Origin of the sequence: Microbacterium resistens (genome assembly GCF_031456305.1) — a bacterium.
GTDB classification, from domain to species: Bacteria; Actinomycetota; Actinomycetes; order Actinomycetales; family Microbacteriaceae; genus Microbacterium; species Microbacterium resistens_A.
Map to the genome: position 1 here is coordinate 220307 of NZ_JAVDUM010000002.1, position 25549 is coordinate 245855.

The following is a 25549-nucleotide window of genomic DNA, read 5'->3' on the forward strand; positions in this document are numbered from 1 at the left end:
GGAGCGGCACATGAGCGTGGTGGAGCAGGCGCAGAGCGCGAAGACCCGGACACCGAGCGGATCCCGCTTCTGGTGGTATCTGCTGAGGCGGATAGGCCAGGGAGTGATCGTGATCCTCCTGGTGACCCTGATCGTGTTCGCCCTGCTCCACCTCGCGCTTCCCGAGGGGCCGGCCGTCGGCGTCCTCGGGATGCAGGCCACGCAGGAGCAGATCGACGCCTTCAACCGTGAGAACGGCTTCGATCTGCCGGTGTGGCAGCAGTACCTCAACTTCGTCGCGCAGCTGCTGCGCGGTGATCTCGGCGACTCCTTCAAGCTGAACCGGCCGGTCGCCGATGCGATCGGTCAGCGCCTCCCGAAGACCCTGATGCTCGCGCTCATCTCGATGCTGGTCGCCCTCGTGATCGCCATCCCGATGGGCATCTTCCAGGCCGTCCGGCGCGGCAAGGCGGCGGACTACATCATCACCACCTGGAACTTCATCGTCTACTCCACGCCGTCGTTCTTCCTCGGGCTGATCCTCGTGGTCGTCTTCGCCCAGTGGCTGCGTCTCGTGCCGGCCCAGGCGCCTCAGGGCGACACGGTCCTGGACGTCCTCGCGAAGCCGGCGGGACTCGTGCTCCCGGTGGTGACGGCGGCGTTGGGCATCATCGCCACCTTCTCCCGGTACATGCGCTCGGCGACGATCGACAACCTCTCCGAGGACTACGTCCGCACCGCGCGGGCGAAGGGCACACCGGTCCCCGTGGTGATCACTCGGCACGTCGTGCGCAACTCCCTCACGCCCGTGATCGCCATGCTCGGCTACTACCTGCCCGTGATGTTCGGCGGCATGATCGTCGTCGAGTCCCTGTTCAACTACCCCGGCATGGGGCTGCTGTTCTGGACGTCCGCGCAGACCTCCGACTATCCGGTCCTCCTGGGATGCATCATGGTCATCGCCGTCGCGACGGTCATCGGATCCCTTCTCGCCGACATCATCCAGGCGCTGCTCGACCCGCGCACCCGAGGGGAGCTCTCGTGACCGCCACCACAACCACGACGACGTCGCGGATCCTCTCGCCCCGGCAACGGGGACTGCGCCGGTTCCTGCACAACCGCCTCGCCGTCTTCGGCATCGTGACGATCGCGCTGTTCCTCGTCTTCTGCTTCCTCGGGCCGCTGATGTACCCGACGGATCAGATCCACACGGACCTCAAGAACACGATGCTCCCGCCCGGAACGGCCGGGCACCTGCTGGGAACGGACGACGTCGGGTACGACGTGCTCGGTCGCCTCATGACCGGCGGGCAGATCTCCATCCTCATCGGGCTCGCCGCCGGCGTCCTCGCGACGGTCATCGGAACCCTCTGGGGCGCGATCGCCGGGTACGTGGGAGGAGCCGTGGACGCGGTCATGATGCGCGTCGTCGATGCGGGGATCGCGATCCCCGCGACCTTCCTCCTGCTGATCCTCTCCGCGATCATGCGGCCGAGCGTCCCCCTGATGATCGTCGTCATCGGTCTGGTGTCGTGGCTGGTGCCCGCCCGGCTGGTGCGCGCGGAGTCGATCTCGCTGAAGTCCCGTGAGTACGTCCTGGCGCTCCGCGCGATGGGCGGCACCCACAGCCGCGCGGTGCTGCGGCACATCGTGCCGAACACCGTCGGCACGATCGTGGTGAACGCGACCTTCCAGGTCGCGGACGCGATCCTCCTGGTCGCCTACATCTCCTTCCTCGGGATGGGCCTGCAGAAGCCGGCGACCGACTGGGGCGCGATGCTCACCTCCGGCATCACCTACACCTACGCCGGGGCGTGGTGGCTGATCTTCCCCGCGGGCTTCTGCATCGTGCTCACCGTCTGCGCCTTCAACAGCATCGGCGACGGCCTCAGGGACTTCTTCGACGTGAAGGGACGCAACGCATGAGCGCATCGCTGCTGGAGATCCGCGATCTCCGCGTCGAATTCCAGACCGACGACGGGCCGGTCCAGGCCGTCAAGGGCATCGACCTCGACGTGCGTGCGGGCGAGGTGCTCGCCCTCGTCGGCGAGTCGGGCTCGGGGAAGTCCGTCACCGCGATGGCCGTGCTCGGGCTCCTCCCGCGCACGGCGGCGATCTCGGGGTCGGTGGTCCTCGGTGACCGTGACCTCCTCGGCCTCGACGAACGCGCGATGAACGGCGTGCGCGGCGCGGAGATCTCCATGGTCTTCCAGGAGCCGATGACCGCTCTGAACCCGAGCATGCGCATCGGCGACCAGATCACCGAGGCACTCCTCAACCACCAGGCGTCCTCCAAGGCGGACGCCTGGACGCGTGCCGTCGACCTGCTGACGCGAGTCGGCATCCCTGAGCCGGAGCGGCGGGCGCGGAGCTATCCCCACGAGCTGTCCGGCGGCCAGCGGCAGCGGGTGGTGATCGCGATCGCCCTGGCCTGCGAGCCCGCGCTCATCATCGCCGACGAGCCCACGACGGCGCTCGACGTGACCATGCAGGCGGAGATCCTTGATCTCATCCGCACGCTGGCGAAGGAGTCGGGGACCGCGTTCCTGCTCGTCACGCACAACATGGGCGTGGTCGCGGACATCGCGGACCGGGTCGCCGTGATGCTGCGCGGCAGCATGGTCGAGGTGGGCGAGACGCGGGATGTCCTCCTCCGCCCTCGCGAGGAGTACACCCGGCGACTCCTCAGCGCGGTGCCGACGCTGCCGGATGCGGCGTCCTTCACCGGGACGATCGATGCCGAGGCGCGAACCGATTCCGCTTCCGCGCCTGTCTCCGCGCTCGCCTCCGACCCCGTCTCCGATCCCGTGTCGGATCCTGCGTCCTCTCCTGTTCTGGAGCTCTCCGGCGTCGCCGTGACCTACCGGCGGGGCGGACGCTCCTTCCGGGCGCTCGACGGGGTGAGCCTCGCGATCGGCGCCGGGGAGATCCTCGGGCTCGTCGGCGAATCGGGATCCGGCAAGTCCACGCTCGGGCGGGCGGCCCTCGGCCTCCTTCCGCTGTCCGACGGTGAGATGCACCTGTTCGGCCGGAAAGTCGGGCGTGGCGGGGTCTCCCGTCGCGAGGAGCGCGCACTGCGCGGGCGGGTCGGTACGATCTTCCAGGACCCGGGTTCGAGCCTTGATCCCCGGATGACCGTGGGCGAGGCGATCTCCGAGCCGATGCTCGTCCAGCGCCGAGTCCGTCCTCGTTCCGCGCGGGAGCGGGCGGCGCGCGTCGCCGAGCTCCTCGAGGCCGTCGAGCTCCCCGCCGCCTACGCGAGCCGCTATCCGCACGAGCTCTCCGGCGGGCAACGCCAGAGGATCGGGCTCGCCAGGGCCATCGCTCTGGATCCGGAGCTGATCATCGCGGACGAGCCGACCTCGGCTCTCGACGTCTCAGTGCAGGCCGCGGTCCTGGAGGTGCTGCGCACGCTGCAGGAGAGGTTCCGCTTCGCCTGTCTGTTCATCAGCCACGACCTCGCGGTCGTACACGAGATCTCGGACCACGTGGCGATCATGCTCCGCGGCGAGATCGTCGAGACGGGACCCGCCGACCAGGTGCTGCTCGCTCCGCGGCACGAGTACAGCAGGAGGCTGCTGGCCTCGGTGCCGGTTCCCGATCCCGACGCGCAGGCGCAGCGCCGGGAGGCGCGGCTGGCGGTGCACGCGTGAGCGCGCCGGCCGCGTCCCTGTGAGCGTCGCGAGGGTCCTGGGGCTGGACGTCGGCGGGTCGAGCGTCAAGTGCCTGCTCGTCGAGGCCGATGCCGATGCCCGGCCGGACGCGGTGCCCCGCGTGGTGCGACAGGAGCGTCGCCCGACGCCCAAGCACGACCCGCTGTCGGGCCTTCAGGAGCTGATCGCCGAGTTCGCCGCGGGGGAGGAGCTGTCGGCCGTCACGGTGTCGGTCCCCGGCATCGTCGACGAGGACGGAGTCGTGATCCGCTCCTCGAACGTACCCGCCCTTGACGGGCATCCTCTCGCCGCGGTCCTCTCCGACGGCTCCGGGCTCCCCGTGCGCGTCGTCAACGACGGGCACGCCGCCGCACTCGCCGAGGCGTCGTGGGGTGCGGGGAGCGGAAGGGACGATGTGTTCGTCCTGGCGTTGGGGACCGGGATCGCCGGTGCCCACATCGTCGGCGGGCGCCTGTCCGGCGGAGCGCACGGCTCGGCGGGGGAGCTCGGTCACATCTCCGTCGACAACCCCGGCGCCCCCTGCTCCTGCGGGCGCAACGGCTGTCTGGAGACGGTCGTCGGCGCTCCGGCGCTCGCGGCGGCATGGCACAGGGTCGGCGGCACGGGCGGCGTCGAGGATCTCCTCCACGCGTACGAGGAGGGCGTCGAGACGGCTCGCCACGTCGTCCGCAACGCCGTCGCCGCGCTCTCCGAGGCGGTCCTGACGCTCAGCGCCCTGGTGGACCCTGGTTGCATCGTCATCGGTGGCGGGCTCGCATCCGCACCGCATCGACTGGTGACCCTGACCGCGGAGCGTGTGGCCGCGGAGGCGACGTTCCACCGGGTGCCGCCGATCCGTCCGGCGACGCTCGGCGGCTGGGCCGGGGCTCACGGCGCGGTACGGATCGCCCTCGACGCGGTGCGTCAGTCCCGGTCAGGGGACTCCGCCGCCTCGATGAGTCCGTCCAATCGGTAGCCGAGCCAGTCGTACACGCCGAACCGCGGGTCCTCGGCATCGTGGTCGGTGTCGCTCTCGATCCCGAGCCGGGAGGCGATGATGAGGCGCAGCGCGTTGAGGGTGCGCAGCCAGGCGTCCAGGTCGGCGTCGGCGATGACCACGTCGAGCGGGTCGCCGTCGTCACCGGAGCCGTCGACGAAACGCTGGAGGCCCGCGCGCACGATCCGCGCGTCCGCAGCGCGTCGGTCCAGGAGATCGTCGGAGGTCGCGCGGGCGAACTCCGCTGACGCCTCCGCGTCATCGGGATAGACCACGGGCGTGAGCCGGCGGAGACCGGGGTCGACCTCCGCGTCGGCATCGGGATCGGCGAGCAGCCCGAGGAACTGCTCGATCAGATCGGCGAGATGCCGGCCCTCGATGCGGGCGAGGGGCAGGAGCACGATGCGGTCGTTCACAGGGTCATCCATTCCGTCATTCATCGCCGCTCCGCACGGTCGCCCAGAGGCCGTAGTCGTGCATGGCCTGTGCATGGACCTCCATGGTCTCCCGCGGGCCGGTCGCCACCACGGCGTGTCCTTCGTTGTGCACGGCGAGCATGAGCCGTGTCGAGGCGTCCTGGGAGTACCCGAAGTAGGTCCGGAACACACGGACCACATAGCTCATCAGGTTCACGGGATCGTCCCAGACGACGAGCTGCCAGGGGTGGGCGGGCGCCGAGCGCAGGTCGGTCTGCTCGTCGGTCCCCGGCACGAGGAGAGGAGTGCTCATGCCCACCCCATCTCGTGCAGCTGCGCGTCGTCGATGCCGTAGTAGTGCGCGATCTCGTGCACGAGGGTCGTGTGGACCTCGTCGCGCAGGTCGTCCATGTTCCTGCACTGCATCAGGTGCGGCTCTCGATAGACGACGATGCGATCGGGCAGCTCGCCCATGCCGTAGCCGCCCCGCTCGGTCAACGCCAGGCCGTCGTAGAGGCCGAGCAGATCAAGGCTCCCGTCCTCCGGGCGGTCCTCGACGACGAAGACGACGTTGTCGAGGCCCTCGACCATGTCATCGGGGAGCAGGTCGAGCTCGGCGACGACCAGGGCCTCGAACTCCTCTGCGCCCATGTCCTTCATCGTGGGGGAGAGGCGGATCCTCATGAGGATCCGGTCGCCGTGGCGGGCGAGCCCCAGTCGCTCCTCCGTCTCCACGAGTCCGCGGTGGAACACGTCGTCGGGCGACGGCGCCGGTGCGTCGACGAAGCCGATGGAGCGGTAGAACGGAGCGTTCCAGGGGACATCCGCATAGGTCCGGAGGGTCACGGTCGTGTGTCCCCGTTCGGCGGCCTCGTCGAGCGCCGCCTCGACCAGCTCCCGGCCGTGACCGCGGCGGGAATGCGCCGGATCGACGGACAGCTGCTCGAGGTGCGCGAAGCCCGTGGGCTCGAGGACGTGGACGAACCCGACGGCCTCGCCGCCCTCCTCTTCGGCGGCGACGAGGAGGAAGCCCCGATCGGCCGCGCGCTCATGTCCGCTCGGAGGGGTTCCCCAGTCGACGTCGCCGAACGACGCGGCGAACACCTCGTCCGCGGCGCGCTCGATGCCGGCCAGGCGATCCAGGTCCGCCTCGGTCGGGGTACGGACGAAGGAGGGCATGCTTCGATGCTACCGAGCGCCGACGGCGTTGCCCCCGTGTTCGTCGAGACGGTGAGGGGGCCAGACGTCGGTCTCCACGCCGAAGATCGTCCGGAGCGCGTCGAGTCCGGCCGCTGTCACCGTCAGCGCGCGCGGTGTGGACCTCGGTGCGACCCAGGCGCGGTCGACGAAGGTGCGCAGCAGTGCGCCGCCCAGATGGCCGGCGAGGTGCGAGCGGCGTTCGGTCCAGTCGAGGCAGGTCTTCACCAGGGGGCGACGCGTGGGGGACACGAGTGCTCCGGGGCCGCCGAGCTCGGCGAAGAAGGAGCGGCCTTCGGCGGTCACGGTCAGGCCGTCGTCGACGGAGAGGAGGTCTCGGTCGACGAGGGCGTCGAACAGCGCGACCCCGAGCGCACCGGCGAGGTGGTCGTAGCAGGTGCGGGCGGCGGCCAGATCGTCCCGCGCGGTCGCTGTCCGCATCGAGTTCACGGGCGCCGGCGTCCCGGCGTAGGAGGCCGCGGCCTCGATGAGGTGCGCAGCCTCGGGCGATGCGAGGCAGACGTAGGCGTGGCGTCTCTGCTTCCGGATGGTCACCAGATCCGCCTCCAGGAGCGCGGTGAGGTGTTCCGACGCCGTCGACTTCGCGACGCCGGCCACGCGGGCCAGCTCGCCGGCGGTCCATGCGCGTCCGTCGAGCATCGCCAGGCACATGGCGACGCGCGCCGGGTTGCCGATGGCGGAGCCCAGCTGCGCGACGGAGTGCGGATCGATGCTCACGGGTTCACGGTAGACGAGTCGAGCAGGGGCTCGCGGAAGTTGGCCCCGAGGTGCTCCCCCTGCGCGAAGTAGCGACGGAACGTGTAGTAGAGCGGCTGCCATCTGTCGGTGTCGATGCGATGCGGTCGTGCCGGGTCGAGGATCGTCTCGTGGACGTGCACCCGCAGGACCTCGGCCTCGACCGCGACGGCTGCTCCGCCGGCGATCGGGACGCACTGCACGACGCGTGCCTCCATCTGCGCAGGGCACTCCATGATCCGAGGAGGCGTCACATCCCGCGACTCGACGGCGGTGAGGCTTCCGAGCGTCCACTTGTCGGCGATGTGACGGTAGTGGGGCGTCTTGTGCGCGGGCACGGGGGATCGGCCGGTCGTGGGCGCGATGGCCTCGACCGCGGCGACGAGCTGCGCAGAGGGCAGATTGATGACGAGCTCGGGAAGGCGCTGCAGATTCGCGTACGCCTGGCCGTCCGTGCCGAGTCCGAGAAGGTAGCGGTCATCCAGTGCCCAGGCGGAGGAGAGAGGGCTGATGTTGGATGTCCCGTCCGGGTTGACCGTGGTGAGGAGCACCACGGGGGTTCCGAAGTACAGGACGGGGAGCGCGGTCTCCTGGGTGATGTGCATGCATCCACCCTCCCGCGCGCATGGTTCGCCGTCGTCCGAACGGTTGGAACCCTGCCGCTGCGGCCTGTTGCCGGGCCGCGGAGCGGAGCCGATCACTCGGGAGCGGGCTCCGAGCGGCCGCCGTGGATGGACTCCATCGCCTCGGACGACTCGGCGACGATCGCCCGCATCGCGCTCTCCGCGAGCTCGGCATCGCCGGCTTGCACGCCCGCGGCGACCTCGCCGTGCAGGCGCAATGCCTCCGGATCGGCGACACCCGGCATCAGCGCGTGGTGAGTGCGTCCTTCGAGCACGGCCACGACGATCGGCGAGAGGCTGCTGAGCATGACGTTGCGCGATGCCTGGAGCAGCGTCGTATGGAAGGCGATGTCGTGCGCGAGGTACTCATCGGTGTCGGCGGAGCGTGAGGTCGAGGCCATCCCGATCACGGACGCAGTGAGCGCACCGCACTGCTCGGGGGTCGCGTGCTTCGCGGCGAGGCGTGCCGCGACCGGTTCGACCGCGGCGCGCAACTCGCTCAGGCTCTGCAGCAGGTCCGCACGTCCTGGCCCGTCGAGACGCCAGCGCAGCACCCTCTCGTCGTAGGGGCTCCAGGCCTCCGGCGGCTGCACCAGGATGCCGACGCGCTGACGCGAGACCACAAGGCCGAGCGACTCGAGCACGCGGACCGCCTCGCGGATCGCGCCGCGGGAGGCATCGAACTCGGAGACCGCTTCGTCCATGACGATCCGGCTGCCGGGCGCGCGACGGCCGGCGCCGATGTCGGCGCCCCATCGCTCGACGATCACGTCGTGCAGCGCGTTCTGGGACATGAGCCCAGAGTACGAGGAAAGACCGATGTTTGCGCCGCCGGGGCATCAAAATATGATGATTTCAACCCTCATGATTGCAATAATAGGATTATACGGTTACTGTACTTTCAAATATCAGACGAAGCACCGTGGCTCTCGTGCAGTGCTTCCCTCCCGGGAGGAACAATGATGGTTCCCTTGACGCTTCCGCCGATGGCTGCTCCCGCGCCGATCGTCCCGGTCGGCCCTGATGTGCAGCTGATCATCGCCGCGATCATCGGCTTCGCCGTGATCATCGTGCTGATCACCTGGCTGAAGGTCCACCCCTTCCTCGCCCTCACGATCGGCGCCCTCGGCGTCGGCATCGGCGCGGGGATGGCCACGGGGCAGGCGCTCACCAGCTTCTCCACCGGTTTCGGCTCGACGATGGGCGGCGTCGGCGTGCTCATCGCGCTCGGCGCGATGTTCGGCAAGCTGCTCGCCGACTCCGGCGGCGCCGACCGGGTCGTCGACACCCTGGTCGCCCGGTCCAGCGCTCGCGCCCTGCCCTGGACGATGGGCGTCGTCGGTGCGGTGATCGGCCTGCCGATGTTCTTCGAGATCGGCCTCGTCCTGCTGATCCCCGTGATCATCCTGGTGGCACGTCGTTCGGGCGTCGCGCTCATGAAGATCGCGATCCCTACCCTCGCCGGTCTCTCCGCGATGCACGGCCTCGTGCCTCCGCACCCCGGCCCGCTCATCGCCATCGACGCGCTCGGCGCGAATCTCGGCCTCACGCTCGCGTTCGGCGTGATCATCGCGATCCCGACCATCATCATCGCCGGTCCCGTCTTCAGTGGCTTCGCCGCCCGGTGGGCGCCGGTCGCGGTTCCGGACATGTTCCTCACGGCGGAGGACAAGGGCGAGGACGTCACGAAGCGTCCGCGCCCCTCGTTCGGCGCGGCGCTCGCCAGCATCCTCCTGCCAGTCATCCTGATGATGGGCAAGGCGCTGGCGGCGGTCGGCGCGCCCGAGTCGACGGACGCGTGGAAGGTCGTCGTCGACTTCCTCGGCACCCCGACGATCGCGCTGCTGATCACCCTGATCTTCGGCATCTTCGTGCTGGGCGCCGGCGGCAGGATGAACCGCGCCGCGGTCGCGCACTCACTCGAGAGCAGTCTCCCGCCGATCGCGGGGATCCTTCTCATCGTCGGTGCGGGCGGCGCCTTCAAGCAGGTTCTCATCGACACCGGTATCGGCGAGGTCATCACCAGGGCCGTGCTCGACAGCGGCATCTCGGTGCTGCTGCTCGGGTGGATCGTCGCCGTGCTCGTGCGCGTCGCCACCGGCTCCGCCACGATCGCGACGATCACGGCAGCGGGTCTGATGACCTCGGCCGCCGCGACGCTCCCCGGACCGGAGGTCGCCCTCCTCGTGCTCGCGATCGGCTCGGGATCGGTGTTCCTCTCGCATGTCAACGACGCCGGCTTCTGGCTCGTCAAGCAGTATCTCGGCACGAACCTCCCGCAGACGTTCAAGACCTGGACCGTGCTGGAGTGCCTGATCTCCGTCGTCGGCCTCGTCGGCGTGCTGCTGCTGGACATGGTGGTCTGACGGTGACCCCGACATCTCCTGCGACGGCCGCCGGTGCGACAGAGGCCGACCCGCCGGTCGTGCTTGTCGTGATGGGGGTGTCGGGCTCCGGCAAGTCCACTGTCGCGGGCATGCTCGCCGGACGCCTGGGCTGGGATCTCGAGGAGGGCGACGACCTCCACCCGGCGGCCAACGTCGCGAAGATGGCTGCCGGAGAGCCGCTCACCGATGAGGACCGGTGGCCGTGGCTCGATCGGATCGCGGCCTGGATCCAGCTGCACACCGCATCGGGGACGCCCGGCATCATCACCTGCTCGGCGCTGCGGCGCGTCTACCGCGACCGGCTCAGCGGGCCCGGGGTCGCGTTCGTACACCTCGACGGCACGCGCGAGGCGATCGCGACACGGCTGAGCAACCGGCTCGACCACTTCATGCCGCAGAGCCTGCTCGGTTCGCAGTTCTCCACGCTCGAGCCCCTCGGTCCCGAGGAGAATGGTGTCGTCGTCCAGCTCGGCCAGCGGCCCAAGGACGAGGTCAAGGAGATCATGCGCCGCCTCCGCCTGGCGGCGATGCCGGCACCCGAATACACCGAAGACGGCCTGTTGGCCGACTGACACGAAGGGCACTCATGGAAATCGGAATGGTCGGCCTCGGCCGGATGGGCGCGAACATCGCGCGGCGCATCATGCGCGCGGGCCATGACTGCGTGGTCTACGACGTCAACCCCGCTTCGGTGGAGGCACTCGTCGAGGACGGCGCAACGGGCGCGGGGAGCCTCGCGGAGCTCGTCAGCACGATGAGCTCGCCCCGCGCGATCTGGCTGATGATCCCCGCCGGTCTCACCGGTGGCGTCGTCGAGGAGCTCGCCGGCCTCCTCGCCCCCGGTGACATCCTCATCGACGGCGGCAACTCGAACTATCGCGATGACGTCCGCCGTGCCGCATCGCTCAAAGACCGTGGCATCCACTACGTGGACATCGGCACCAGCGGGGGCGTGTTCGGACTCGAGCGCGGATACTGCCTCATGGTGGGAGGGCCGGACGAGGCCGTCGCTGCGATCGAGCCGATCCTGCAGGCCATCGCTCCGGGCGAGGGGGACGTCGCCCGGACGCCGGGCCGGGACGGCGAGCTGGCGCCGGAGGAGCGCGGCTACCTGCACTGCGGGCCGTCCGGTGCGGGACACTTCGTGAAGATGGTGCACAACGGCATCGAGTACGGCGTCATGGCCGCGTTCGCCGAAGGGCTCAACATCCTGGAGAACGCGGATGCCGGGATCCGCGAGGCCGAGCACTCCGCCGAGGTCGCCCCGCTGGAGGAGGCCGAGTTCTACCAGTTCGACATCGACACGGCGAAGGTCTCGGAGCTGTGGAGGCGCGGCTCGGTCATCTCGTCCTGGCTGCTCGACCTCACCGCCGCCGCCCTGCATGCGAACCCCGCGCTGGACGGCCTCGCCGGGCGGGTCTCCGACTCCGGCGAGGGGCGCTGGACCGTCAAGGCCGCCGTCGACATCGGCGTCCCCGTTCCCGTGCTCGCCGCGTCGCTGTTCGAGCGCTTCGCATCGCGCGATGAGGACCGCTTCGCCAACCAGGTGCTCTCCGCGATGCGCCAGCAGTTCGGCGGGCACGTCGAGCGTCCGGTGGGAGACGTTCTGGAGGCCGGCGCGCGAAAAGCGGACTAGGAGCCGGTGCTCTGACGCCTCGTCGACATCGGGCCGGCCGCCGGCGGGAGAGGCGTCTTTATGGCAGCTCGGCGAGCAGATCTGCGGCGGCGATGATCTGCACATCGCCGCCGACCTCGATACGGCCGTCGGCCGAGACCCGCGTGGACATGCGACTCGGCCTCCCCGCGAATCGTCCCTGGTGGACGGTCACGGTCTCGTCGACGGGCGTGTGACGCGTGCGATGAAGGTACGCGGCGACGGGGCCCGCAGCGCTGCCCGTGGCGATGTCCTCGACGACCCCGTCGGGATCCCAGGTGCGGCCCTCCCGTGCATCGACATCCAGCAGATAGACGAAGGACGCGCCGATCGCCGAGAGGCGGGGTTCGAGGGACTGGCGCTGTCGGGCAGCGGCGAGTCCCGCCGCGGTGACGGGCAGGATCAGGTACGGCAGTCCGGTGCTGATCACCTGGGCGGGGTATCGCTCGTCCCGTTCCGCGGAGAACCGGTCGGCGAACCATCGCGTGTCCTCCGGTGCGAGCTCACCGATGAACGAGGGCGCGCCCTGATCCATCCGGGCCTGGATCGCATCGCCGAGCCGAGAGGTGTCGACGACCACTTCCTTGGCGGGCAATCGGAGTCGCCAACGCGCCGGGGTCTCGCCGGCGCGGAGGTGGTGGAGCAGCGCGGCAGCTCCGAGGACTGGGTGACCCGCGAACGGCAGCTCCTCCTCCATGGTGAACACCCGGAGGTCGAACCGGGCCGGGTCTGCGGACGGCTGGAGGAAAGCGGTCTCGAACTGACGCAACTCCCTGGTCAGCGACTGCATGAGCTCGGTCGACATCCCCGATGCATCGGGGAACACGGTCAGGCCGTTGCCCGCAAGAGGACGCTCCGCGAAGACGTCCACCAACCAGTACCGCATTGCCATCGACTCTCCACCCTTCTGCTCGACGCCGTGGAGATCGGTCTCGGGTCTCAGGAGTCCGATCAGGCTCAATGCGACTCTACGCGCCGCTGCGAGGCTGCGGCTCAGGGGCAGGCGACCGCGGCGATGTCCGCGATCCGTGCGAGCTCATGCTGGTCCGAGCCGTCGCGTGCGCGTTCCGCCAGTCCTTCCACCACCGTCATCACGAATGACGCGATCGCGACGGAGTCCGTCGTCGGAGGCAACCGTCCCGCGGCCATGTCGTCCGCCATCTTGGCGCAGATGAGCTCGATCTTCTGCGCTCGGAGCCGATTCAGCATCGCTCGAATCTCGGGGGCGTCCGAGCTCACGGCGCTGTGGACCACGAGACATCCTGGTGGGAGGCTCCGGCGTGTGTACCGTGCGGGAGCCTCGGACAGGATCCTGCGGATCGCGTCGGCTGCTGTGCGCTCCTCCGCCAGAGCCGCCTCAATGAACCCTCCGTACTCCCGCTGATAGAACGCCACCGACTCGGTGAACAGGCGCTGTTTGTCGCCGAAGGCGCTGTACAGGCTGGGAAGGCCGATTCCCAGCGCCGCGCTCAGATCCCGCACCGAGACGGCCTCGTAGCCCTTGCGCCAGAACAGCCGAACCGCGTCGGTGAGGGCGGCCTCGCGGTCGAAGCCGCGGGGGCGGCCGCGCGGGGGAGAGGAGTGCATGCCCTGATTTTATATCGATCGCTACAGAACTGATAGGCTCCGATTTCTCTAGCGATTGATACAAAAAGGAGGCATCGATCATGGATCGACTGGCAGGCAGGACCGCACTTGTGACCGGAGCATCCCGCGGGATCGGCCGGGCGATAGCGCTGCGGCTCGCCGCGGACGGCGCTCGGGTCGGCGTGCACTACGGGACGCGCACGGACGCGGCGGAGAGGGTCGTCTCCGACATCCGATCCGCCGGGGGAGCGGCGTTCCTCGTCCCCGCCGTCCTGGGCGTGCCCGGCGATGCCGACGAGCTCTGGGCCGCCGTCGACCGCCATACGGACCATCTCGACATCCTCGTCAACAACGCGGGCATCGCGGACCGTCGGCGATTCGAGGACACGGACGAGGAGAACTACGACACCACATTCGCCGTCAACACCAGGGCGCCCTTCTTCATTGTGCAGCGCGGGCTCTCCCGGATGCGGGACGGAGGTCGGATCGTGAACCTCTCCACCCGGCTCACCCACGGTGCGCGCACGTCGGAGCTCATCGCCTATGCCATGTCGAAGGCGGCCCTCGACGCCTTCACCGCCACTCTCGCCAAGCACCTGGGACCGCGCGGCATCACGGTCAACGCCGTCGGCCCCGGTGCGACGGACACGGACATGAACGCCGCGCGTCTGGCGACTCCCGAGGGCAGGGCGACCGTCGCCGCGCTGTCGCCCCTCGGCAGAGTGGCCATGCCCGAGGACATCGCCGACATCGTGGCTTTCCTCGTCTCGGCGGATGCGCGGTGGGTCACTGGCCAGTGGATCGATGCCACGGGAGGATCGATGCTCTGACCGTCTCGGAGGGGTGGCCTCAAGGGAGCGGATTCAGGGGGATGGCGGGCGCGACCCTGGCGCTGCCGATGCCGCGATCGGTCTTGCCGAGTCGGAATCGGACCCTTCCCTTCAAGACGGTGCCGGAGGCTGCCTGTCCTGCATTGAGCGGTTCACCGGGGAAGAGGGTGAAGGTCCAGGTGTCGTTGATGTCGCTGTCCGGGACCACGCCCCGGTTGGCGGCTTGCAGAAGACGGGCGCCCCAGAGCTGGCGCGTCATCGCCGTGCGGGTGTCGATGCCGTCGATGACGAGTCGGCTCGCCTCCGCGGTGATGTCGTCGTAGCTTCCCGCCGATATCCCGTATCGGCCGGTGATCGATGCGAACGCCGACCACGACGTACCCGGCTGGGACACATCGGCTCCTGCGCCGAGGGCGTCGTCGACGAAGTCCTCTCCCAAGTCGGGGTTCTGGCTCTGCCGTACCTCGATCGGCATGCGACCTCTGGTGTCGAGGTGCGTCGGGGAAGGGACCAGAAGCAGTCCGTACTCGACGTCCGGAGCGAAGCGGAAGCCTGCGAGGTGCTGTTCCAGAGCGGACACCGCCGCTTCCGCTCGTCCCCACCACTGGTCATCGGTCGCGGCGGCGAGGTGCTCGACCGGCGAGGGCAGGCCCGCTTCGGCGAGGAGTCCGCGAATCACGGGGTTCGCGATCCACCCGGAGTCGTTGAGCAGCGCGATCTGCCTGTCACGAAATCTCGCCGTCACGTCGTCCATGATCACGAGGGTAGGCGCGTCGCCGCTCTCCCGGGCTGGGTCGCCGAAGGAGTCATGTGCTGACGGGCTTCTCGTTCCCCATGAGCAGGAAGGCGCCGAGCACGACCATGAGCCCTCCACCGGCGGCTCCCATTCCCGCGAGGCGGCGGGGCGACCTGCCGAACCAGTCGCGAGCAGCGCTGGCGAGCAGCACCCAGATCGCATCACAGACCGTTCCGATGGCCACCGTGATCGCACCGAGCACGAAGAGCTGCAGCGGCACGGTCCCGGAGTGCAGGTCGACGAACTGGGGCAGGATCGCGAGGAAGAACGCGATCGACTTCGGGTTGCTCACGCCGACGACGAATCCCTCGAGGAGCATGCGCGGTCCGGACCTTCGCGGTTGTGCGCCGGTGATGGCACGGGCCGCGTCCTTGCGGTGTCTGATCGCCTGAATGCCGAGGAAGACGAGGTACCCCGCCCCGAGCACCTTGACCACGGTGAAGAGAATGACGGACTGCGCGATGATCGTGCCCACGCCCAGCGCGACGGCCGCCACGAGCAGCAGCGAGCCGATCGCGGTGCCCAGGATGCTGAGGAAGCCGCCGAGCCGCCCGAGGGCGATCGCCCGGCCGATCGTGAACAGCACGGCGGGGCCGGGGATCACGACCATGATGAAGGCGGCCACGATGAAGCTCGCCAGGGTCTCCGCACTGAACATGAGGTGAGCATAGAGCCTCTCGGGCGATCCGCACCGGGTGGACGGCTTCTTCACGACGGGCCGCCCGCGGCGACCGACGGTCGGGCATCGGGACTTCGTGTCTGGATGCCTACGGCCTCGGGGCCCGGTCGACGGCCGGCCAGCCGAGGATCGCCGCCTGGCGGGCTGCGAGGGTCGCCGGGAGGAATGTGATGAGCTCGGCGATGCTCGTCCTGGCGAGGCGGGCGCGCCAGGCGGCTTCCGCATCGTCCATGAGCGCGTGCACGGCGCACTTGTGGCGGCACTCGTCCGGAGCTGCTGCGCCGGTACCCTGGCGGCGTATGTCGGTGCAGGTGAACGCCGGAGCCGATCCCTCGATCGCCTCATAGACCGACAGGGCGCTGATCTGCTCGGCGGGTCGGGCGAGACGGTAACCGCCGCGTGGTCCGCCCGAGGAGCGGAGGACGCCGGCGGCGACGAGGCGCTGCAGGGCCTTTGCCAGGTATGCCTCGGGGAGGGCGTAGAACTCCGCGATCGTGCGCCGGGGGAGTGCCTTGCCTGCGGGTGCGCGGGCGAGCAGTCCGCAGATGTGGAGCGCCCATTCGACCCCTTGGGATACCTGCATGCCCGTGATCCTATCTGACGGGGATATTGTGGATACATGACATCTACGTTGTCGAGACGTGGAGGCGGGCTGCTGGCCGTGATGCTGGTGGCCGCGTTTATGGGGCAGTTTGACTTCTTCGTCGTCAACGTCGCCGTCCCCGCGATCGGGGAGTCCCTGCACGCGTCCGAGGTGGAGCTCGAGCTCGTGGTCGGCGGGTACGCCTTCGCCTACGCCAGCGGTCTCATCATCGGCGGCAGGCTCGGCGACCACTATGGGCATCGCCGCATCTACGTCCTCGGGCTGATCCTGTTCGCCGTCACGTCGGCTCTGTGCGGTCTGGCGCCGACTGCGCTCTGGCTCGTGATCGCCCGGGTGCTGCAGGGGTTCGCCGCTGCGGTGATGATCCCGCAGGTCCTCGCCATCATCAACACCGCTCTGCCCGGCCAGCGGCGCGGGTGGGCGATGGGCTGGTACGGCGCCGCGACCGGGACCGGCTCGATCGCCGGGCAGATCCTCGGCGGATGGTTCATCGATGTCGATCTCCTGGGCCTGGGCTGGCGGGCGATCTTCCTCATCAACGTCCCGATCGCCGCGATCACCGTGGTCGCCGCTCTCATCCTCGTGCTGCAGACCCGCCGCTCGAACGGGTCCCGCCTGGACGCTCCCGCGGCGTTCGGTCTCGGTCTGGGCCTTGCGCTGATCCTGGCTCCCTTCGTCCTCGGCCGTGAGCAGGGCTGGCCGTGGTGGCTCTGGGCGTTCGCGGTGGCGGGGGCAGGGCTGTTGTGGCTGGTGCTGCGCGCGGAGAACAGGCGTGCCGCCCGCGGGGAGGAGCCGATCATCGACACGCGTCTGCTCACCCTGCCCTCGCTCGCACGCGGATCGCTGGCATCCGTGGCGTTCATGCTGTTCTTCGCCAGCTTCATGTTCCGTCTCACGCTCGTCCTCCAACGCGGCGAACATCTCGCCCCGTTGCAGGCCGGCCTCGTCTTCGTGCCCTCCGGCATCACCTTCGTCACCAGCTCTCTGCTCATGCGCGGCTGGGTCGCCAGGAACCGGGAACGCGCCATCCGCACCGGCGTGCTCGTCACCGGCGTCGGCCTGCTCGTCGCGATGGCCGGACTGTTCTCGGAGGCGCTCCCGACGGTCCCGTTGCTGGTGGCCGCCGTCTGTCTCACCGGATTCGGCAACGGCCTCGTCCTGCCGACCCTCATCGGCTATGCGCTCTCGGACATCCCGCCTCAGCGAGCGGGGGTGGCTTCGGGCATCGTCACCGCCGCCCAGCAGTTCGCCGCTTCGGCAGGCGTCGCGATTCTCGGCGCCCTCTACTTCTCACTCGCCGCCGGTGCCGGGGATCAGCAGGCGATGGCGTGGACACTGATCATCGATCTCGTCCTCCTGGCCGCAGTCGCGCTCATCGCGGGGCGGCGAAGTCGGCAATCGGTCGGTCGTGAGCGGGACCTGAAGGCAACGAAAAAGTGGTGAGGCTCCCGCCCTGGCCAGAGTCATCCTCTGGCCGAAGCGTGAGCCTCACCACATCAGGGTGAGTAACGGGACTCGAACCCGCGACATCCGGCACCACAAGCCAGCGCTCTACCAACTGAGCTATACCCACCATGTGCCGGCCGGAGCAGGCAACCAGGAAAGTCTATTACATGTTGGCGTCGAACTCCGACACGACGGTCTCCGAGAGCGCTTTCGCATCCTCGCTGCTGGGACCGGGCTCGTCGACGAAGACGGCGCGGCGGTAGTACTGCAGCTCGCGGATCGACTCCAGGATGTCGGCGAGCGCGCGATGCCCGCCGTCCTTGGAAGGGGCTTGGAAGAAGACACGCGGGAACCAGCGGCGGGACAGCTCCTTGATGCTGGACACGTCCACGTTGCGGTAGTGGAGGTAGTGGTCGACCTCCGGCATGTACTTGGCGAGGAACATCCGATCCGTGCCGATCGTGTTCCCGGCCAGCGGCGCCTTGCGCTCGACGGGGACGAAGCGGCGGATGTACTCGAGCGTGCGTTCCTGAGCCTCGGCGAGCGGGATCCCCGAGGGGATCTCGTCCAGGAGGCCGGAGGCCTGGTGCATGGCGGTGACGAAGTCGCCCATGTTCGCCATGGCCGCCTCGCTCGCCGCGATCACAACCTGGAACCCGGGATCGACCGGCCGGAGCTCGAAGTCGGTGATGACGACGGCGATCTCGACCAGTTCGTCGACCTCGAGGTCGAGCCCGGTCATCTCGCAGTCGATCCAGACGAGCCGGTCGTTCTCAGAGGCGGAAACCATATCGTCATCCTATCGATCGCCCGCGACAGGACGCCGATCGCGATACCCTTGCTGACGCGCCCTCGTAGCTCAGCTGGATAGAGCAGCGGCCTTCTAATCCGCCGGTCGCAGGTTCGAATCCTGCCGGGGGCACCGCCGCCGAGGACATGGCCGTTCGGCCGGCCCGATCCGTCCGGGCCGACCGAGGGTCACCCGGCGGTGTAGGCGCCGGACCGGATGTCCTCGATGAGGCCTGGTCCGGTCGGCTCCCACGCGAGCAGCTGACGGCTGAGGGCGCTGGAGGCGATCATCGTCTGGGCGAAGAAATGCCCGACGATGCCGAAGTGCCCCACGGCGTCCGCCGGATCGATGGAGCGCACGGGGAGGCTGAGCACCTCGCCGAGGGCCTCCGCGATCATCTTCGTGGGGACGGCCTGCTCGGCGACGGCGTGCAGGCGAGTGCCGGCCGGGGCTCCCTCCAGTCCGAGTCGAATGAGTCGGGCGGCGTCCGTGACATGCACGGCCGACCAGGCATCGCTGCCGTCACCGATGTATCCGGAGACGCCCTGCCTGCGCGCGGCGGCGGTGAGCCAGTTCACGAAGCCCCAGTCGTTCCGTCCGTGCACGCTCGGGGCGAACCGCATGGCGATCGCGCGGATGCCGCGGGGCACCGCGTCGAGGGCGAGGTTCTCCGAGCCGCCGCGATCTGAGGTGGGGCCGACGGCGGGGGACGGGTCGGTCTCGAGGATGAGGCCGCCGTCGCGGATGCCGGAGAGTCCATTGGCGATCATGAAGGGCTTCGTCGAGCCCTCCAGCGCGTCGAGCATCGCCTCGACGGCTGCGCGCTCGACGCGATCGTTGCCGTCGGGGTCCGCCCAGTCGTGCTTGTTGGCGAGGTGCACGACCGCGTCAGCGGCCTCCGCGCCCGCCCGCAACGAGTCGGGAGCGTCGAGGTCGCCGCGCAGCGCCTCCGCCCCCTTGGCATTGAGCGCGGCGGCTGAGGCCTCGGAGCGGGCGAGTCCGAGCACCTCGTGGCCGGATCGGAGCAGCTCATCGACGGTGGCCGATCCGATCCACCCGGTGGAACCTGTCACGAAGACGCGCATCGCGCGACCTCCTTCCGCCCCGAAGGGCACAGAGTCGGCTCGGCCGACATACGAGTCATGGTGTTCCGAAACGGTAACAGATAACGGTACATAGTGTCCAGAAACGCGAGCGGAGCACCTGGGTGGGCGTAGAGAGCGCGTGGCGGCGTCGGGGCGATCGTTTATGTACATCGCGTCTCGTAATCTACGATCGTGGAGAGACGTCAGCTGTGCCGGAGGGAGTCCCGATGATGAGCGAGCAGAGCAGGATCGGTCGCCCACGCAGCGCGGAGGCCCGTGCGGCGGTCCTGCACGCCGTCGACGACCTCGTCGTCGAGCGGGGATACGGCGCCGTCACGCTCAAGGCGATCGCGGAGCGCGCCGGTGTCTCGCGCCAGACGGTCTACCGCTGGTGGTCTACCAAGGCGGAGATCCTGCTGGAGGCCAGTGCGATCGATGCCCGCCAGGAACTGGACGTGCCGGCTCACACGGATCCGGTCGACGATCTCAGCGCGTACCTCGGCGCATTGATCGTCTTCCTCACGACCTCGGATGCGGGGGCCGCGTACCGCGCCCTCGTCGGGGAGGCCCAGCACGACAGGTCCGTCGGAGACCTGCTGAGCGGCACTGACCCGATCGGGGAGAGCGCGGCAGTCGTCATCGCCCGTGCGCTCCCGGGTGATGCCCTCGCGATCCCGATGCCGAGGGCCACAGCGCTCCTGGTCGGGCCGATCTTCTTCTGGATCCTCAGCGGGCGAGAAGCGGTCCTCGATCCGCGCGAGCAGGCGGAAGAGTTCATCCGGGTCGCGGCCCCCTCGCTCGCCCGCTCCTGAGGGCGGGTCCGTCAGGATCGCAGTGCGGCCACCGCATCGTCCGGTCGCCAGAAGTCGCCGACGAGCAGGAACCCGCCCGTCGCGAGGTGGAGACGCTCGGCTCGGTAGCGGACGCCGAGCGGATCGGGGACGGCGCGCAGGTGGCCACGGATGCTCCCGCGCTCGTCGATGACCCGCCAGAGGCGCTCGCCGGCGGGAACCAGCGTCTCCCGTGATTTCTCCAGGCGTGGTGTCGCCCAGCGGATCGCGGGAAGCCCTTCGAGGGGGCGGCGGTCGATGTCGGTGCTCATGAGTTCTCCTCTCGGGTTCGAACATACGGACGACCACCGACATCGCAGTTCGGAGCGGGAACTCGCGTGCTCCTGGAGATCCCTACACTGTGTTGGTGACGTGGACGATCTGGCTCTCCCTGCTGGCCGCCTGCGCGGTGATCAGCCTGACGCCGGGCGCCGGGGCGATCAACACCATGACCAACGCGCTCAAAGAGGGCTGGCGTCGCTCGCTCTGGGGGATCCTCGGCCAGCAGCTCGCGCTGATCGTGCACGTCGCGATCGTCGCGGCGGGGGTGGGCCTGCTCGTCTCCCGGGTGCCTGTCCTGTTCGAGGTCATCCGCTATCTCGGCGCCGCCTACCTCGTCTTCCTCGGGGTGCGGCTGATCCTCGCGCGCCCGGATCCGGACGGGACGGATGACTCCCTCGAGCGCCGACGCGAGGGCGCATGGCCGATGTTCCGGCGCGGATTCTGGGTGAACCTGCTGAATCCGAAGGCGATCGTCTTCTTCCTCGCCTTCGTGCCGCAGTTCATCCGGCTCGACCACGAGCCGCTCCCGCAGTATCTGATCCTCATCGGAACGGTGGTCCTCGTCGACGTCGCCGTGATGTGGTTCTTCTTCGCAGCGGCCGCCGGGCCGTTCCGTCGGGTCACGGGAACGGAACGGGGGCGCCGTGTGTTGAACACGGTGTTCGGTGTGCTGTTCGTGGCCGTCGCGGCGCTGCTGCTGGTCGTCCACTGACATCGCCTCGCCCCACCCGGGCGTAGCGTGGGACCACGCACACCAAGAGAGGAAATTTCATGGAGACCTTCGTGCTCGCCGGTGGCTGCTTCTGGTGCCTGGACGCCGCATACCGTCCGCTGAAGGGCGTCTCGGACGTCGTCTCGGGCTATATCGGCGGTACGGTCCCGAACCCGAGCTATGAGCTGGTCTGCACCGGCACGACAGGGCACGCCGAGGCGGTCGCGGTGACCTTCGATCCCGCCGAGATCCCAGCGGACGTGATCCTGGACGCCTTCTTCACGATGCACGACCCGCGGCAGCTGAACCGTCAGGGCAACGATGTGGGCACGCAGTACCGCAGTGCGATGTTCCCCGCCGATGAGCGGCAGCGCGCGATCTTCGAGGCGGCGAAGGAGCGGGCGGCGGGCATCTGGGACGGCGAGCCGGTGACGACGATCGAGCCGCTCGGGACGTTCTACCGCGCTGAGGAGTACCACCAGGACTTCTTCGCGAAGAACCCGACGCAGGGATACTGCCTGGCGGTCGCTTTGCCGAAGGTGAACAAGGTGCGCGCACGGTTCGCCGAGTACCTCCAGGTCTGATCCGCCGCGCTCCTCCGTCGCGCCGTTCCTCCGTCGCGCCGTTCCTCCACAGAAGGGTTTCGGGCCCTCTTGTCCACCGTTGCGGACGACGGCCCACCGTTGCGCTGAGCATCGGTGCACGCTGGGTTCTCCGGGCCGATGCCATGGCCCGGAGGACGCAGAGGAGACCGGCATGACCGACATCATCACCCTCGTGGGGAACATCGCCTCGACCCCGGAGAGCACGCAGACGCACTCCGGCGTCGAGGTGCTCACGTTCCGGCTCGCGACCAACAACCGCCGGTTCGATGCGAAGACGGGGGACTGGGTGGACGCCGGGACCAACTGGTACACGGTCTCGGCCTATCGGCGGCTGGCCGAGAACGCACGCACGTCTCTCGGGAAAGGGGACAGTGTGATCGTCACCGGGCGGCTGCGGCTCAGGGAATGGGAGTCGAACGGGCGCCGCGGCATGAGCGCGGAGATCGACGCCGAGTCCCTCGGTCCGGACCTGCGCTGGGGGACGAGCCGGTTCACCAGGGCGCAACGACCGGTCCGTGCCGAGGACGCTCGGACGGAGAGGACCGATCCCGTGGGCGGGGCGGGAGGAGAGCCCGATCGGGACGGGCGGCGCGCGGAGGTCGATCAGGCGGTGCCCAGCCCTGAGGACGTCCGACGCGACCATGAAGCGAGGAACGATGCGAGCGCGTGGGCTCCGCTCACGCTGGGGGAGACGCCGTTCTGAGGCCGCGTCGGCGATCAGGGGCCACGCGTGCGGGGCCGCGCGAGCTGGTGTGTCGGGGCGGTCCGCCGCATAGACTCGGGGTGTGCTGCGCTCGAACCGTCCCTCGGCTCCCGGCCGCCCCGTGCGTCTCACGGCTGGCATGGCCTTCGCGGCGGCGATGCTGCTCCTCGCGGGGTGCACGCCAGGAGGGGGCGGGACCAAGACGCCCACGCCGACGCCGACCGCGGGCGAAGTGGTCGAGGCGCCGGCCCTGAAGCCGGAGGGCACGGCCGAGGACAACCTCCCCTTCTTCAGCGCGGTGGTCGCCCAGGTCTGGGCGACGGAGCAGCGCACGTCGAGCCTCGCCTACGTCGACGCCCTCACGACGGCCGGGTTCGCCCGGGCGGACATGCAGGCGACCTACGACGTCTCGACCGTGGACAACCCCGCCGAGAGCATGCAGTTCTCGGTGCGGTGGGGCACGGACAAGTGCCTCATCGGGCAGGTCGGTCCATCGACCGGCGAACCGGTCGCCACGGTCATGCCGCAGCTCGCGGAGGGCCGTTGCCTCATCGGCGGCACCATGCCGCTCGACGGATAGCGATCCGCCGGTAGGCTGGAGAGTCGTGCCCGGCACCGCGTCCGTCGCGGCATCGGGCGGTGGCCCGCATCACCGGCCTCCTCGTGGATGCGCCGCCGTTCAGAAAATCACGACCGTCGATACGAAGGAGCCTCTTCCGTGGCCGAATACATCTACTCCATGGTCCGAGCCCGCAAGGCGGTGGGCGAGAAGCTCATCCTCGACGACGTCACCATGGCCTTCCTCCCCGGTGCGAAGATCGGCATGGTCGGCCCGAACGGCGCGGGCAAGTCGACGATCCTGAAGATCATGGCGGGCCTGGACACGCCGTCCAACGGCGAGGCCAAGCTCAGCCCGGGCTTCACCGTCGGCATCCTGATGCAGGAGCCGGAGCTCGACGAGGACAAGACAGTCCTGGAGAACATCCAGGAGGGCGTCGCGATCAAGGCGAAGGTCGACCGCTTCAACGAGATCTCGGCGCTGATGGCCGATCCGGATGCGGATTTCGACTCGCTGCTGGCAGAGATGGGCGTGCTGCAGGAGGAGATCGACGCCGCCGACGGCTGGGACCTCGACTCCCAGCTCGATCAGGCCATGGACGCGCTGCGCACGCCTCCGGGGGACGCCAGCGTGCAGAATCTCTCCGGTGGTGAGAAGCGCCGCGTGGCGCTCGCGAAGCTGCTGCTGCAGAAGCCGGACCTGCTGCTCCTGGACGAGCCCACCAACCACCTCGACGCCGAGAGCGTGCTGTGGCTGGAGAAGCACCTGCAGGCCTACAAGGGCGCGGTGATCGCGATCACCCACGACCGGTACTTCCTCGACAACATGGCGGAGTGGATCGCGGAGGTCGATCGCGGTCGCCTGATCGGCTACGAGGGCAACTACTCGACGTACCTGGAGAAGAAGGCCGAGCGCCTGGACGTCCAGGGCAAGAAGGACGCCAAGCTCGCCAAGCGCCTCAAGGACGAGCTCGAGTGGGTCCGTTCCAGCGCGAAGGGCCGGCAGACCAAGTCGAAGGCGCGTCTGGCACGGTACGAGGAGATGGCGGCCGAGGCGGAGCGGACGAGGAAGCTCGACTTCGAGGAGATCCAGATCCCCGCGGGCCCGCGCCTCGGCAGCGTCGTGATCGAGGCGAAGAAGCTGCAGAAGGGCTTCGACGGGCGCTCGCTCATCGAAGGTCTGAGCTTCAGCCTGCCGCCGAACGGCATCGTCGGCGTGATCGGGCCGAACGGCGTCGGGAAGACCACGCTGTTCAAGACGATCGTCGGCCTTGAGCCCCTGGACGGCGGCGACCTGAAGATCGGCGAGACGGTCAAGATCAGCTATGTCGACCAGTCGCGTGCCAGCATCGACCCGGACAAGACGCTGTGGGAGGTCGTCTCGGACGGCCTGGACATCATGATGGTGGGCAAGACCGAGATCCCGTCCCGCGCCTACGTCTCGAAGTTCGGCTTCAAGGGCCCGGACCAGCAGAAGAAGGCGGGCGTGCTGTCCGGCGGTGAGCGCAACCGGCTGAACCTCGCGCTGACGCTGAAGGAGGGCGGCAACCTGCTGCTGCTCGACGAGCCGACCAACGACCTCGACGTCGAGACCCTCGGCTCGCTCGAGAACGCCCTGCTGGAGTTCCCCGGCTGTGCTGTGGTCATCACACACGACCGGTGGTTCCTGGACCGGATCGCGACGCACATCCTCGCGTACGAGGGCACCGACGAGAAGCCGGACCAGTGGTACTGGTTCGAGGGCAACTTCGAGTCCTATGAGGCGAACAAGATCGAGCGTCTCGGCGCCGACGCGGCGAACCCTCACCGCTCCACGCACCGCAGGCTCACGCGTGACTGAGCACGACGGACCGACCCTCCCCGCGGGCGAGGCCGCGGGAGGGCGGCTGCACATCCCGATCCACCTGCGCTGGGGGGATCTGGACGCCTTCAACCACGTCAACAACACCTCGATGCTGAAGCTGCTGGAGGAGGCGCGAGTCCGCGCGTTCTGGCGGCCGGGCGAGGGCGAGCACGGCCCCACGACGGCGGTGCTCGACTCCGGCATCGATCAAGGCGTCCTCACCCTGATCGCCCGACAGGAGATCGAGTACCTGGCGCCGGTGCCCTACCAGCGCCATCCGCTCGAGGTGCAGATGTGGTTCGGCAAGCTCGGCGGCTCCAGCGTCGAGGTCTGCTACGAGGTCTACAACGACCCGGCGTTCGAGGAGCGGGTCCTGTATGCGCGCTCGACCGCGGTCATCGTGCTCGTCGACGCCGGCACGGGGCGGCCGACCCGGATCACCGCCGAGATGCGAGACGCGTGGACGCCCTACACCGGCGAGCCGATCGCGTACGTTCGGCGCTGACGCCCGGGATCAGCCTTCGCCCTGACGGGTCG

At 69.1% G+C, this 25549-nt stretch carries 30 protein-coding genes, 2 tRNA genes and 1 pseudogene; 17 read left to right on the plus strand and 16 right to left on the minus strand.

Annotated features, from left to right (window positions below; translation table 11 throughout):
• Positions 1-10: 10 nt before the first annotated feature.
• From J2Y69_RS03085 to J2Y69_RS03100, 4 genes are read left to right on the plus strand one after another with little or no spacing between them, the layout of a single operon-like run.
• Positions 11-1024, plus strand: a complete 1014-nt coding sequence (locus J2Y69_RS03085; RefSeq protein ID WP_310017432.1) for an ABC transporter permease — start codon at positions 11-13, stop codon at positions 1022-1024.
• Positions 1021-1905, plus strand: a complete 885-nt coding sequence (locus J2Y69_RS03090; protein WP_310017433.1) for an ABC transporter permease — start codon at positions 1021-1023, stop codon at positions 1903-1905. The genes J2Y69_RS03085 and J2Y69_RS03090 overlap by 4 nt, the downstream gene beginning before the upstream one ends.
• Positions 1902-3632: an ABC transporter ATP-binding protein gene (locus tag J2Y69_RS03095; RefSeq protein WP_310017435.1), complete on the plus strand. Its 1731-nt coding sequence runs from the start codon at positions 1902-1904 to the stop codon at positions 3630-3632. Before J2Y69_RS03090 ends, J2Y69_RS03095 begins: the two co-directional genes overlap by 4 nt.
• 19 nt (positions 3633-3651) lie before the next feature.
• Positions 3652-4608: an ROK family protein gene (locus J2Y69_RS03100; protein WP_310017436.1), complete on the plus strand. Its 957-nt coding sequence runs from the start codon at positions 3652-3654 to the stop codon at positions 4606-4608.
• Here J2Y69_RS03100 and J2Y69_RS03105 read toward each other — a convergent pair.
• The 7 genes and pseudogenes from J2Y69_RS03105 to J2Y69_RS03135 all read right to left on the minus strand — a co-directional run bounded on the left by J2Y69_RS03105 (position 4557) and on the right by J2Y69_RS03135 (position 8415).
• A complete protein-coding gene (locus J2Y69_RS03105; protein ID WP_310017437.1) occupies positions 4557-5045 on the minus strand; it encodes a DUF2017 family protein in 489 nt (162 codons plus the stop codon). The genes J2Y69_RS03100 and J2Y69_RS03105 overlap by 52 nt on opposite strands.
• Positions 5046-5061: 16 nt before the next feature.
• On the minus strand, positions 5062-5358 hold the full coding sequence (clpS, locus tag J2Y69_RS03110; protein ID WP_310017439.1) for an ATP-dependent Clp protease adapter ClpS: 297 nt from the start codon (positions 5356-5358) through the stop codon (positions 5062-5064).
• On the minus strand, positions 5355-5705 hold the full coding sequence (locus J2Y69_RS03115) for a metallopeptidase family protein (RefSeq protein WP_310017767.1): 351 nt from the start codon (positions 5703-5705) through the stop codon (positions 5355-5357). Before J2Y69_RS03115 ends, clpS begins: the two co-directional genes overlap by 4 nt.
• Before the next feature lie 126 nt (positions 5706-5831).
• Positions 5832-6224 (minus strand): annotated as a pseudogene (locus J2Y69_RS03120) (GNAT family N-acetyltransferase); the annotation flags it as partial.
• 9 nt (positions 6225-6233) lie between these two features.
• A complete protein-coding gene (locus J2Y69_RS03125) occupies positions 6234-6980 on the minus strand; it encodes an ArsR/SmtB family transcription factor (RefSeq protein WP_310017441.1) in 747 nt (248 codons plus the stop codon).
• Positions 6977-7603, minus strand: a complete 627-nt coding sequence (locus J2Y69_RS03130) for a flavin reductase family protein (RefSeq protein ID WP_310017444.1) — start codon at positions 7601-7603, stop codon at positions 6977-6979. The genes J2Y69_RS03125 and J2Y69_RS03130 overlap by 4 nt, the downstream gene beginning before the upstream one ends.
• 92 nt (positions 7604-7695) lie before the next feature.
• The gene (locus J2Y69_RS03135) at positions 7696-8415 is read right to left on the minus strand and encodes a FadR/GntR family transcriptional regulator (RefSeq protein ID WP_310017446.1); all 720 of its coding nucleotides are present in this window, start codon (positions 8413-8415) and stop codon (positions 7696-7698) included.
• Positions 8416-8607: 192 nt separating this feature from the next.
• On the opposite strand from J2Y69_RS03135, the gene J2Y69_RS03140 reads away from it, so the two are divergent.
• The 3 genes from J2Y69_RS03140 to gnd are packed head-to-tail and all read left to right on the plus strand — an operon-like array spanning position 8608 to position 11644.
• A complete protein-coding gene (locus J2Y69_RS03140) occupies positions 8608-9987 on the plus strand; it encodes a GntP family permease (RefSeq protein ID WP_310017448.1) in 1380 nt (459 codons plus the stop codon).
• A gap of 2 nt (positions 9988-9989) precedes the next feature.
• Positions 9990-10580, plus strand: a complete 591-nt coding sequence (locus J2Y69_RS03145) for a gluconokinase (protein WP_310017450.1) — start codon at positions 9990-9992, stop codon at positions 10578-10580.
• Positions 10581-10594: 14 nt separating this feature from the next.
• Positions 10595-11644 (plus strand): phosphogluconate dehydrogenase (NAD(+)-dependent, decarboxylating), encoded by a 1050-nt coding sequence (gene gnd / locus J2Y69_RS03150; protein ID WP_310017452.1) that lies wholly within the window; start codon positions 10595-10597, stop codon positions 11642-11644.
• A 58-nt stretch (positions 11645-11702) separates the two neighbouring features.
• Here the strand turns inward: gnd and J2Y69_RS03155 are convergent, their stop codons facing one another.
• Complete coding sequence (locus J2Y69_RS03155; protein ID WP_310017454.1) at positions 11703-12554, minus strand: PhzF family phenazine biosynthesis protein; 852 nt, start codon at positions 12552-12554, stop codon at positions 11703-11705.
• Positions 12555-12655: 101 nt separating this feature from the next.
• Complete coding sequence (locus tag J2Y69_RS03160; RefSeq protein ID WP_310017456.1) at positions 12656-13249, minus strand: TetR/AcrR family transcriptional regulator; 594 nt, start codon at positions 13247-13249, stop codon at positions 12656-12658.
• Positions 13250-13329: 80 nt separating this feature from the next.
• Between J2Y69_RS03160 and J2Y69_RS03165 the strand changes: the two genes are divergently transcribed.
• Positions 13330-14079 (plus strand): SDR family oxidoreductase, encoded by a 750-nt coding sequence (locus tag J2Y69_RS03165; protein ID WP_310017458.1) that lies wholly within the window; start codon positions 13330-13332, stop codon positions 14077-14079.
• 19 nt (positions 14080-14098) lie between these two features.
• Here the strand turns inward: J2Y69_RS03165 and J2Y69_RS03170 are convergent, their stop codons facing one another.
• From J2Y69_RS03170 to J2Y69_RS03180, 3 genes are all read right to left on the minus strand, one after another.
• On the minus strand, positions 14099-14833 hold the full coding sequence (locus J2Y69_RS03170) for a hypothetical protein (RefSeq protein ID WP_310017460.1): 735 nt from the start codon (positions 14831-14833) through the stop codon (positions 14099-14101).
• Between the two features lie 52 nt (positions 14834-14885).
• Positions 14886-15533 (minus strand): LysE family translocator, encoded by a 648-nt coding sequence (locus J2Y69_RS03175; protein ID WP_310017462.1) that lies wholly within the window; start codon positions 15531-15533, stop codon positions 14886-14888.
• A 109-nt stretch (positions 15534-15642) separates the two neighbouring features.
• On the minus strand, positions 15643-16137 hold the full coding sequence (locus J2Y69_RS03180; protein ID WP_310017463.1) for an RrF2 family transcriptional regulator: 495 nt from the start codon (positions 16135-16137) through the stop codon (positions 15643-15645).
• 36 nt (positions 16138-16173) lie between these two features.
• On the opposite strand from J2Y69_RS03180, the gene J2Y69_RS03185 reads away from it, so the two are divergent.
• Entirely contained in the window at positions 16174-17601 is a 1428-nt protein-coding gene (locus tag J2Y69_RS03185) for an MFS transporter (protein WP_310017465.1), read from the plus strand.
• Positions 17602-17658: 57 nt separating this feature from the next.
• Here the strand turns inward: J2Y69_RS03185 and J2Y69_RS03190 are convergent.
• Positions 17659-17731 (minus strand) — tRNA-His (locus J2Y69_RS03190).
• Positions 17732-17767: 36 nt separating this feature from the next.
• Positions 17768-18394, minus strand: coding sequence for an oligoribonuclease (orn, locus tag J2Y69_RS03195; RefSeq protein ID WP_310017467.1), 627 nt, complete (start codon positions 18392-18394; stop codon positions 17768-17770).
• 58 nt (positions 18395-18452) lie between these two features.
• On the opposite strand from orn, the gene J2Y69_RS03200 reads away from it, so the two are divergent.
• Positions 18453-18526: transfer RNA gene (locus J2Y69_RS03200), tRNA-Arg, on the plus strand.
• Between the two features lie 56 nt (positions 18527-18582).
• On the opposite strand, the gene J2Y69_RS03205 is transcribed toward J2Y69_RS03200, so the two are convergent.
• Positions 18583-19479 (minus strand): SDR family oxidoreductase, encoded by an 897-nt coding sequence (locus J2Y69_RS03205; protein WP_310017469.1) that lies wholly within the window; start codon positions 19477-19479, stop codon positions 18583-18585.
• 227 nt (positions 19480-19706) lie between these two features.
• On the opposite strand from J2Y69_RS03205, the gene J2Y69_RS03210 reads away from it, so the two are divergent.
• Positions 19707-20291, plus strand: a complete 585-nt coding sequence (locus J2Y69_RS03210; protein ID WP_310017471.1) for a TetR/AcrR family transcriptional regulator — start codon at positions 19707-19709, stop codon at positions 20289-20291.
• Positions 20292-20302: 11 nt separating this feature from the next.
• Here the strand turns inward: J2Y69_RS03210 and J2Y69_RS03215 are convergent, their stop codons facing one another.
• Complete coding sequence (locus J2Y69_RS03215) at positions 20303-20581, minus strand: hypothetical protein (protein WP_310017473.1); 279 nt, start codon at positions 20579-20581, stop codon at positions 20303-20305.
• A 95-nt stretch (positions 20582-20676) separates the two neighbouring features.
• On the opposite strand from J2Y69_RS03215, the gene J2Y69_RS03220 reads away from it, so the two are divergent.
• From J2Y69_RS03220 to J2Y69_RS03245, 6 genes are all read left to right on the plus strand, one after another.
• Positions 20677-21303 (plus strand): LysE family translocator, encoded by a 627-nt coding sequence (locus J2Y69_RS03220; protein ID WP_310017475.1) that lies wholly within the window; start codon positions 20677-20679, stop codon positions 21301-21303.
• 59 nt (positions 21304-21362) lie between these two features.
• Positions 21363-21887 (plus strand): peptide-methionine (S)-S-oxide reductase MsrA, encoded by a 525-nt coding sequence (gene msrA / locus J2Y69_RS03225; RefSeq protein WP_310017477.1) that lies wholly within the window; start codon positions 21363-21365, stop codon positions 21885-21887.
• 172 nt (positions 21888-22059) lie between these two features.
• Complete coding sequence (locus tag J2Y69_RS03230) at positions 22060-22611, plus strand: single-stranded DNA-binding protein (protein WP_310017478.1); 552 nt, start codon at positions 22060-22062, stop codon at positions 22609-22611.
• 82 nt (positions 22612-22693) lie between these two features.
• The gene (locus tag J2Y69_RS03235) at positions 22694-23191 is read left to right on the plus strand and encodes a DUF6993 domain-containing protein (RefSeq protein ID WP_310017480.1); all 498 of its coding nucleotides are present in this window, start codon (positions 22694-22696) and stop codon (positions 23189-23191) included.
• Between the two features lie 138 nt (positions 23192-23329).
• Positions 23330-25009, plus strand: coding sequence for an energy-dependent translational throttle protein EttA (gene ettA, locus J2Y69_RS03240; protein WP_310017482.1), 1680 nt, complete (start codon positions 23330-23332; stop codon positions 25007-25009).
• Entirely contained in the window at positions 25002-25517 is a 516-nt protein-coding gene (locus J2Y69_RS03245; protein ID WP_310017484.1) for an acyl-CoA thioesterase, read from the plus strand. The genes ettA and J2Y69_RS03245 overlap by 8 nt, the downstream gene beginning before the upstream one ends.
• Positions 25518-25549: the final 32 nt, after the last annotated feature.

Excerpts from the sequence above, each read along its gene's own strand:
- orn (WP_310017467.1), bottom strand. The coding sequence starts at position 18,394 with ATGGTTTCCGCCTCTGAGAACGACCGGCTCGTCTGGATCGACTGCGAG.
- gnd (WP_310017452.1), top strand. The coding sequence starts at position 10,595 with ATGGAAATCGGAATGGTCGGCCTCGGCCGGATGGGCGCGAACATCGCG.
- J2Y69_RS03130 (WP_310017444.1), bottom strand. The coding sequence starts at position 7,603 with ATGCACATCACCCAGGAGACCGCGCTCCCCGTCCTGTACTTCGGAACC.
- J2Y69_RS03180 (WP_310017463.1), bottom strand. The coding sequence starts at position 16,137 with ATGCAGGTATCCCAAGGGGTCGAATGGGCGCTCCACATCTGCGGACTG.
- J2Y69_RS03170 (WP_310017460.1), bottom strand. The coding sequence starts at position 14,833 with ATGGACGACGTGACGGCGAGATTTCGTGACAGGCAGATCGCGCTGCTC.
- J2Y69_RS03115 (WP_310017767.1), bottom strand. The coding sequence starts at position 5,705 with ATGAAGGACATGGGCGCAGAGGAGTTCGAGGCCCTGGTCGTCGCCGAG.
- J2Y69_RS03215 (WP_310017473.1), bottom strand. The coding sequence starts at position 20,581 with ATGAGCACCGACATCGACCGCCGCCCCCTCGAAGGGCTTCCCGCGATC.
- J2Y69_RS03185 (WP_310017465.1), top strand. The coding sequence starts at position 16,174 with ATGACATCTACGTTGTCGAGACGTGGAGGCGGGCTGCTGGCCGTGATG.
- J2Y69_RS03095 (WP_310017435.1), top strand. The coding sequence starts at position 1,902 with ATGAGCGCATCGCTGCTGGAGATCCGCGATCTCCGCGTCGAATTCCAG.
- J2Y69_RS03140 (WP_310017448.1), top strand. The coding sequence starts at position 8,608 with ATGGCTGCTCCCGCGCCGATCGTCCCGGTCGGCCCTGATGTGCAGCTG.
- J2Y69_RS03210 (WP_310017471.1), top strand. The coding sequence starts at position 19,707 with ATGATGAGCGAGCAGAGCAGGATCGGTCGCCCACGCAGCGCGGAGGCC.
- clpS (WP_310017439.1), bottom strand. The coding sequence starts at position 5,358 with ATGAGCACTCCTCTCCTCGTGCCGGGGACCGACGAGCAGACCGACCTG.
- J2Y69_RS03155 (WP_310017454.1), bottom strand. The coding sequence starts at position 12,554 with ATGGCAATGCGGTACTGGTTGGTGGACGTCTTCGCGGAGCGTCCTCTT.
- msrA (WP_310017477.1), top strand. The coding sequence starts at position 21,363 with ATGGAGACCTTCGTGCTCGCCGGTGGCTGCTTCTGGTGCCTGGACGCC.
- J2Y69_RS03165 (WP_310017458.1), top strand. The coding sequence starts at position 13,330 with ATGGATCGACTGGCAGGCAGGACCGCACTTGTGACCGGAGCATCCCGC.
- J2Y69_RS03135 (WP_310017446.1), bottom strand. The coding sequence starts at position 8,415 with ATGTCCCAGAACGCGCTGCACGACGTGATCGTCGAGCGATGGGGCGCC.
- J2Y69_RS03085 (WP_310017432.1), top strand. The coding sequence starts at position 11 with ATGAGCGTGGTGGAGCAGGCGCAGAGCGCGAAGACCCGGACACCGAGC.
- J2Y69_RS03160 (WP_310017456.1), bottom strand. The coding sequence starts at position 13,249 with ATGCACTCCTCTCCCCCGCGCGGCCGCCCCCGCGGCTTCGACCGCGAG.
- J2Y69_RS03175 (WP_310017462.1), bottom strand. The coding sequence starts at position 15,533 with ATGTTCAGTGCGGAGACCCTGGCGAGCTTCATCGTGGCCGCCTTCATC.
- J2Y69_RS03205 (WP_310017469.1), bottom strand. The coding sequence starts at position 19,479 with ATGCGCGTCTTCGTGACAGGTTCCACCGGGTGGATCGGATCGGCCACC.
- J2Y69_RS03230 (WP_310017478.1), top strand. The coding sequence starts at position 22,060 with ATGACCGACATCATCACCCTCGTGGGGAACATCGCCTCGACCCCGGAG.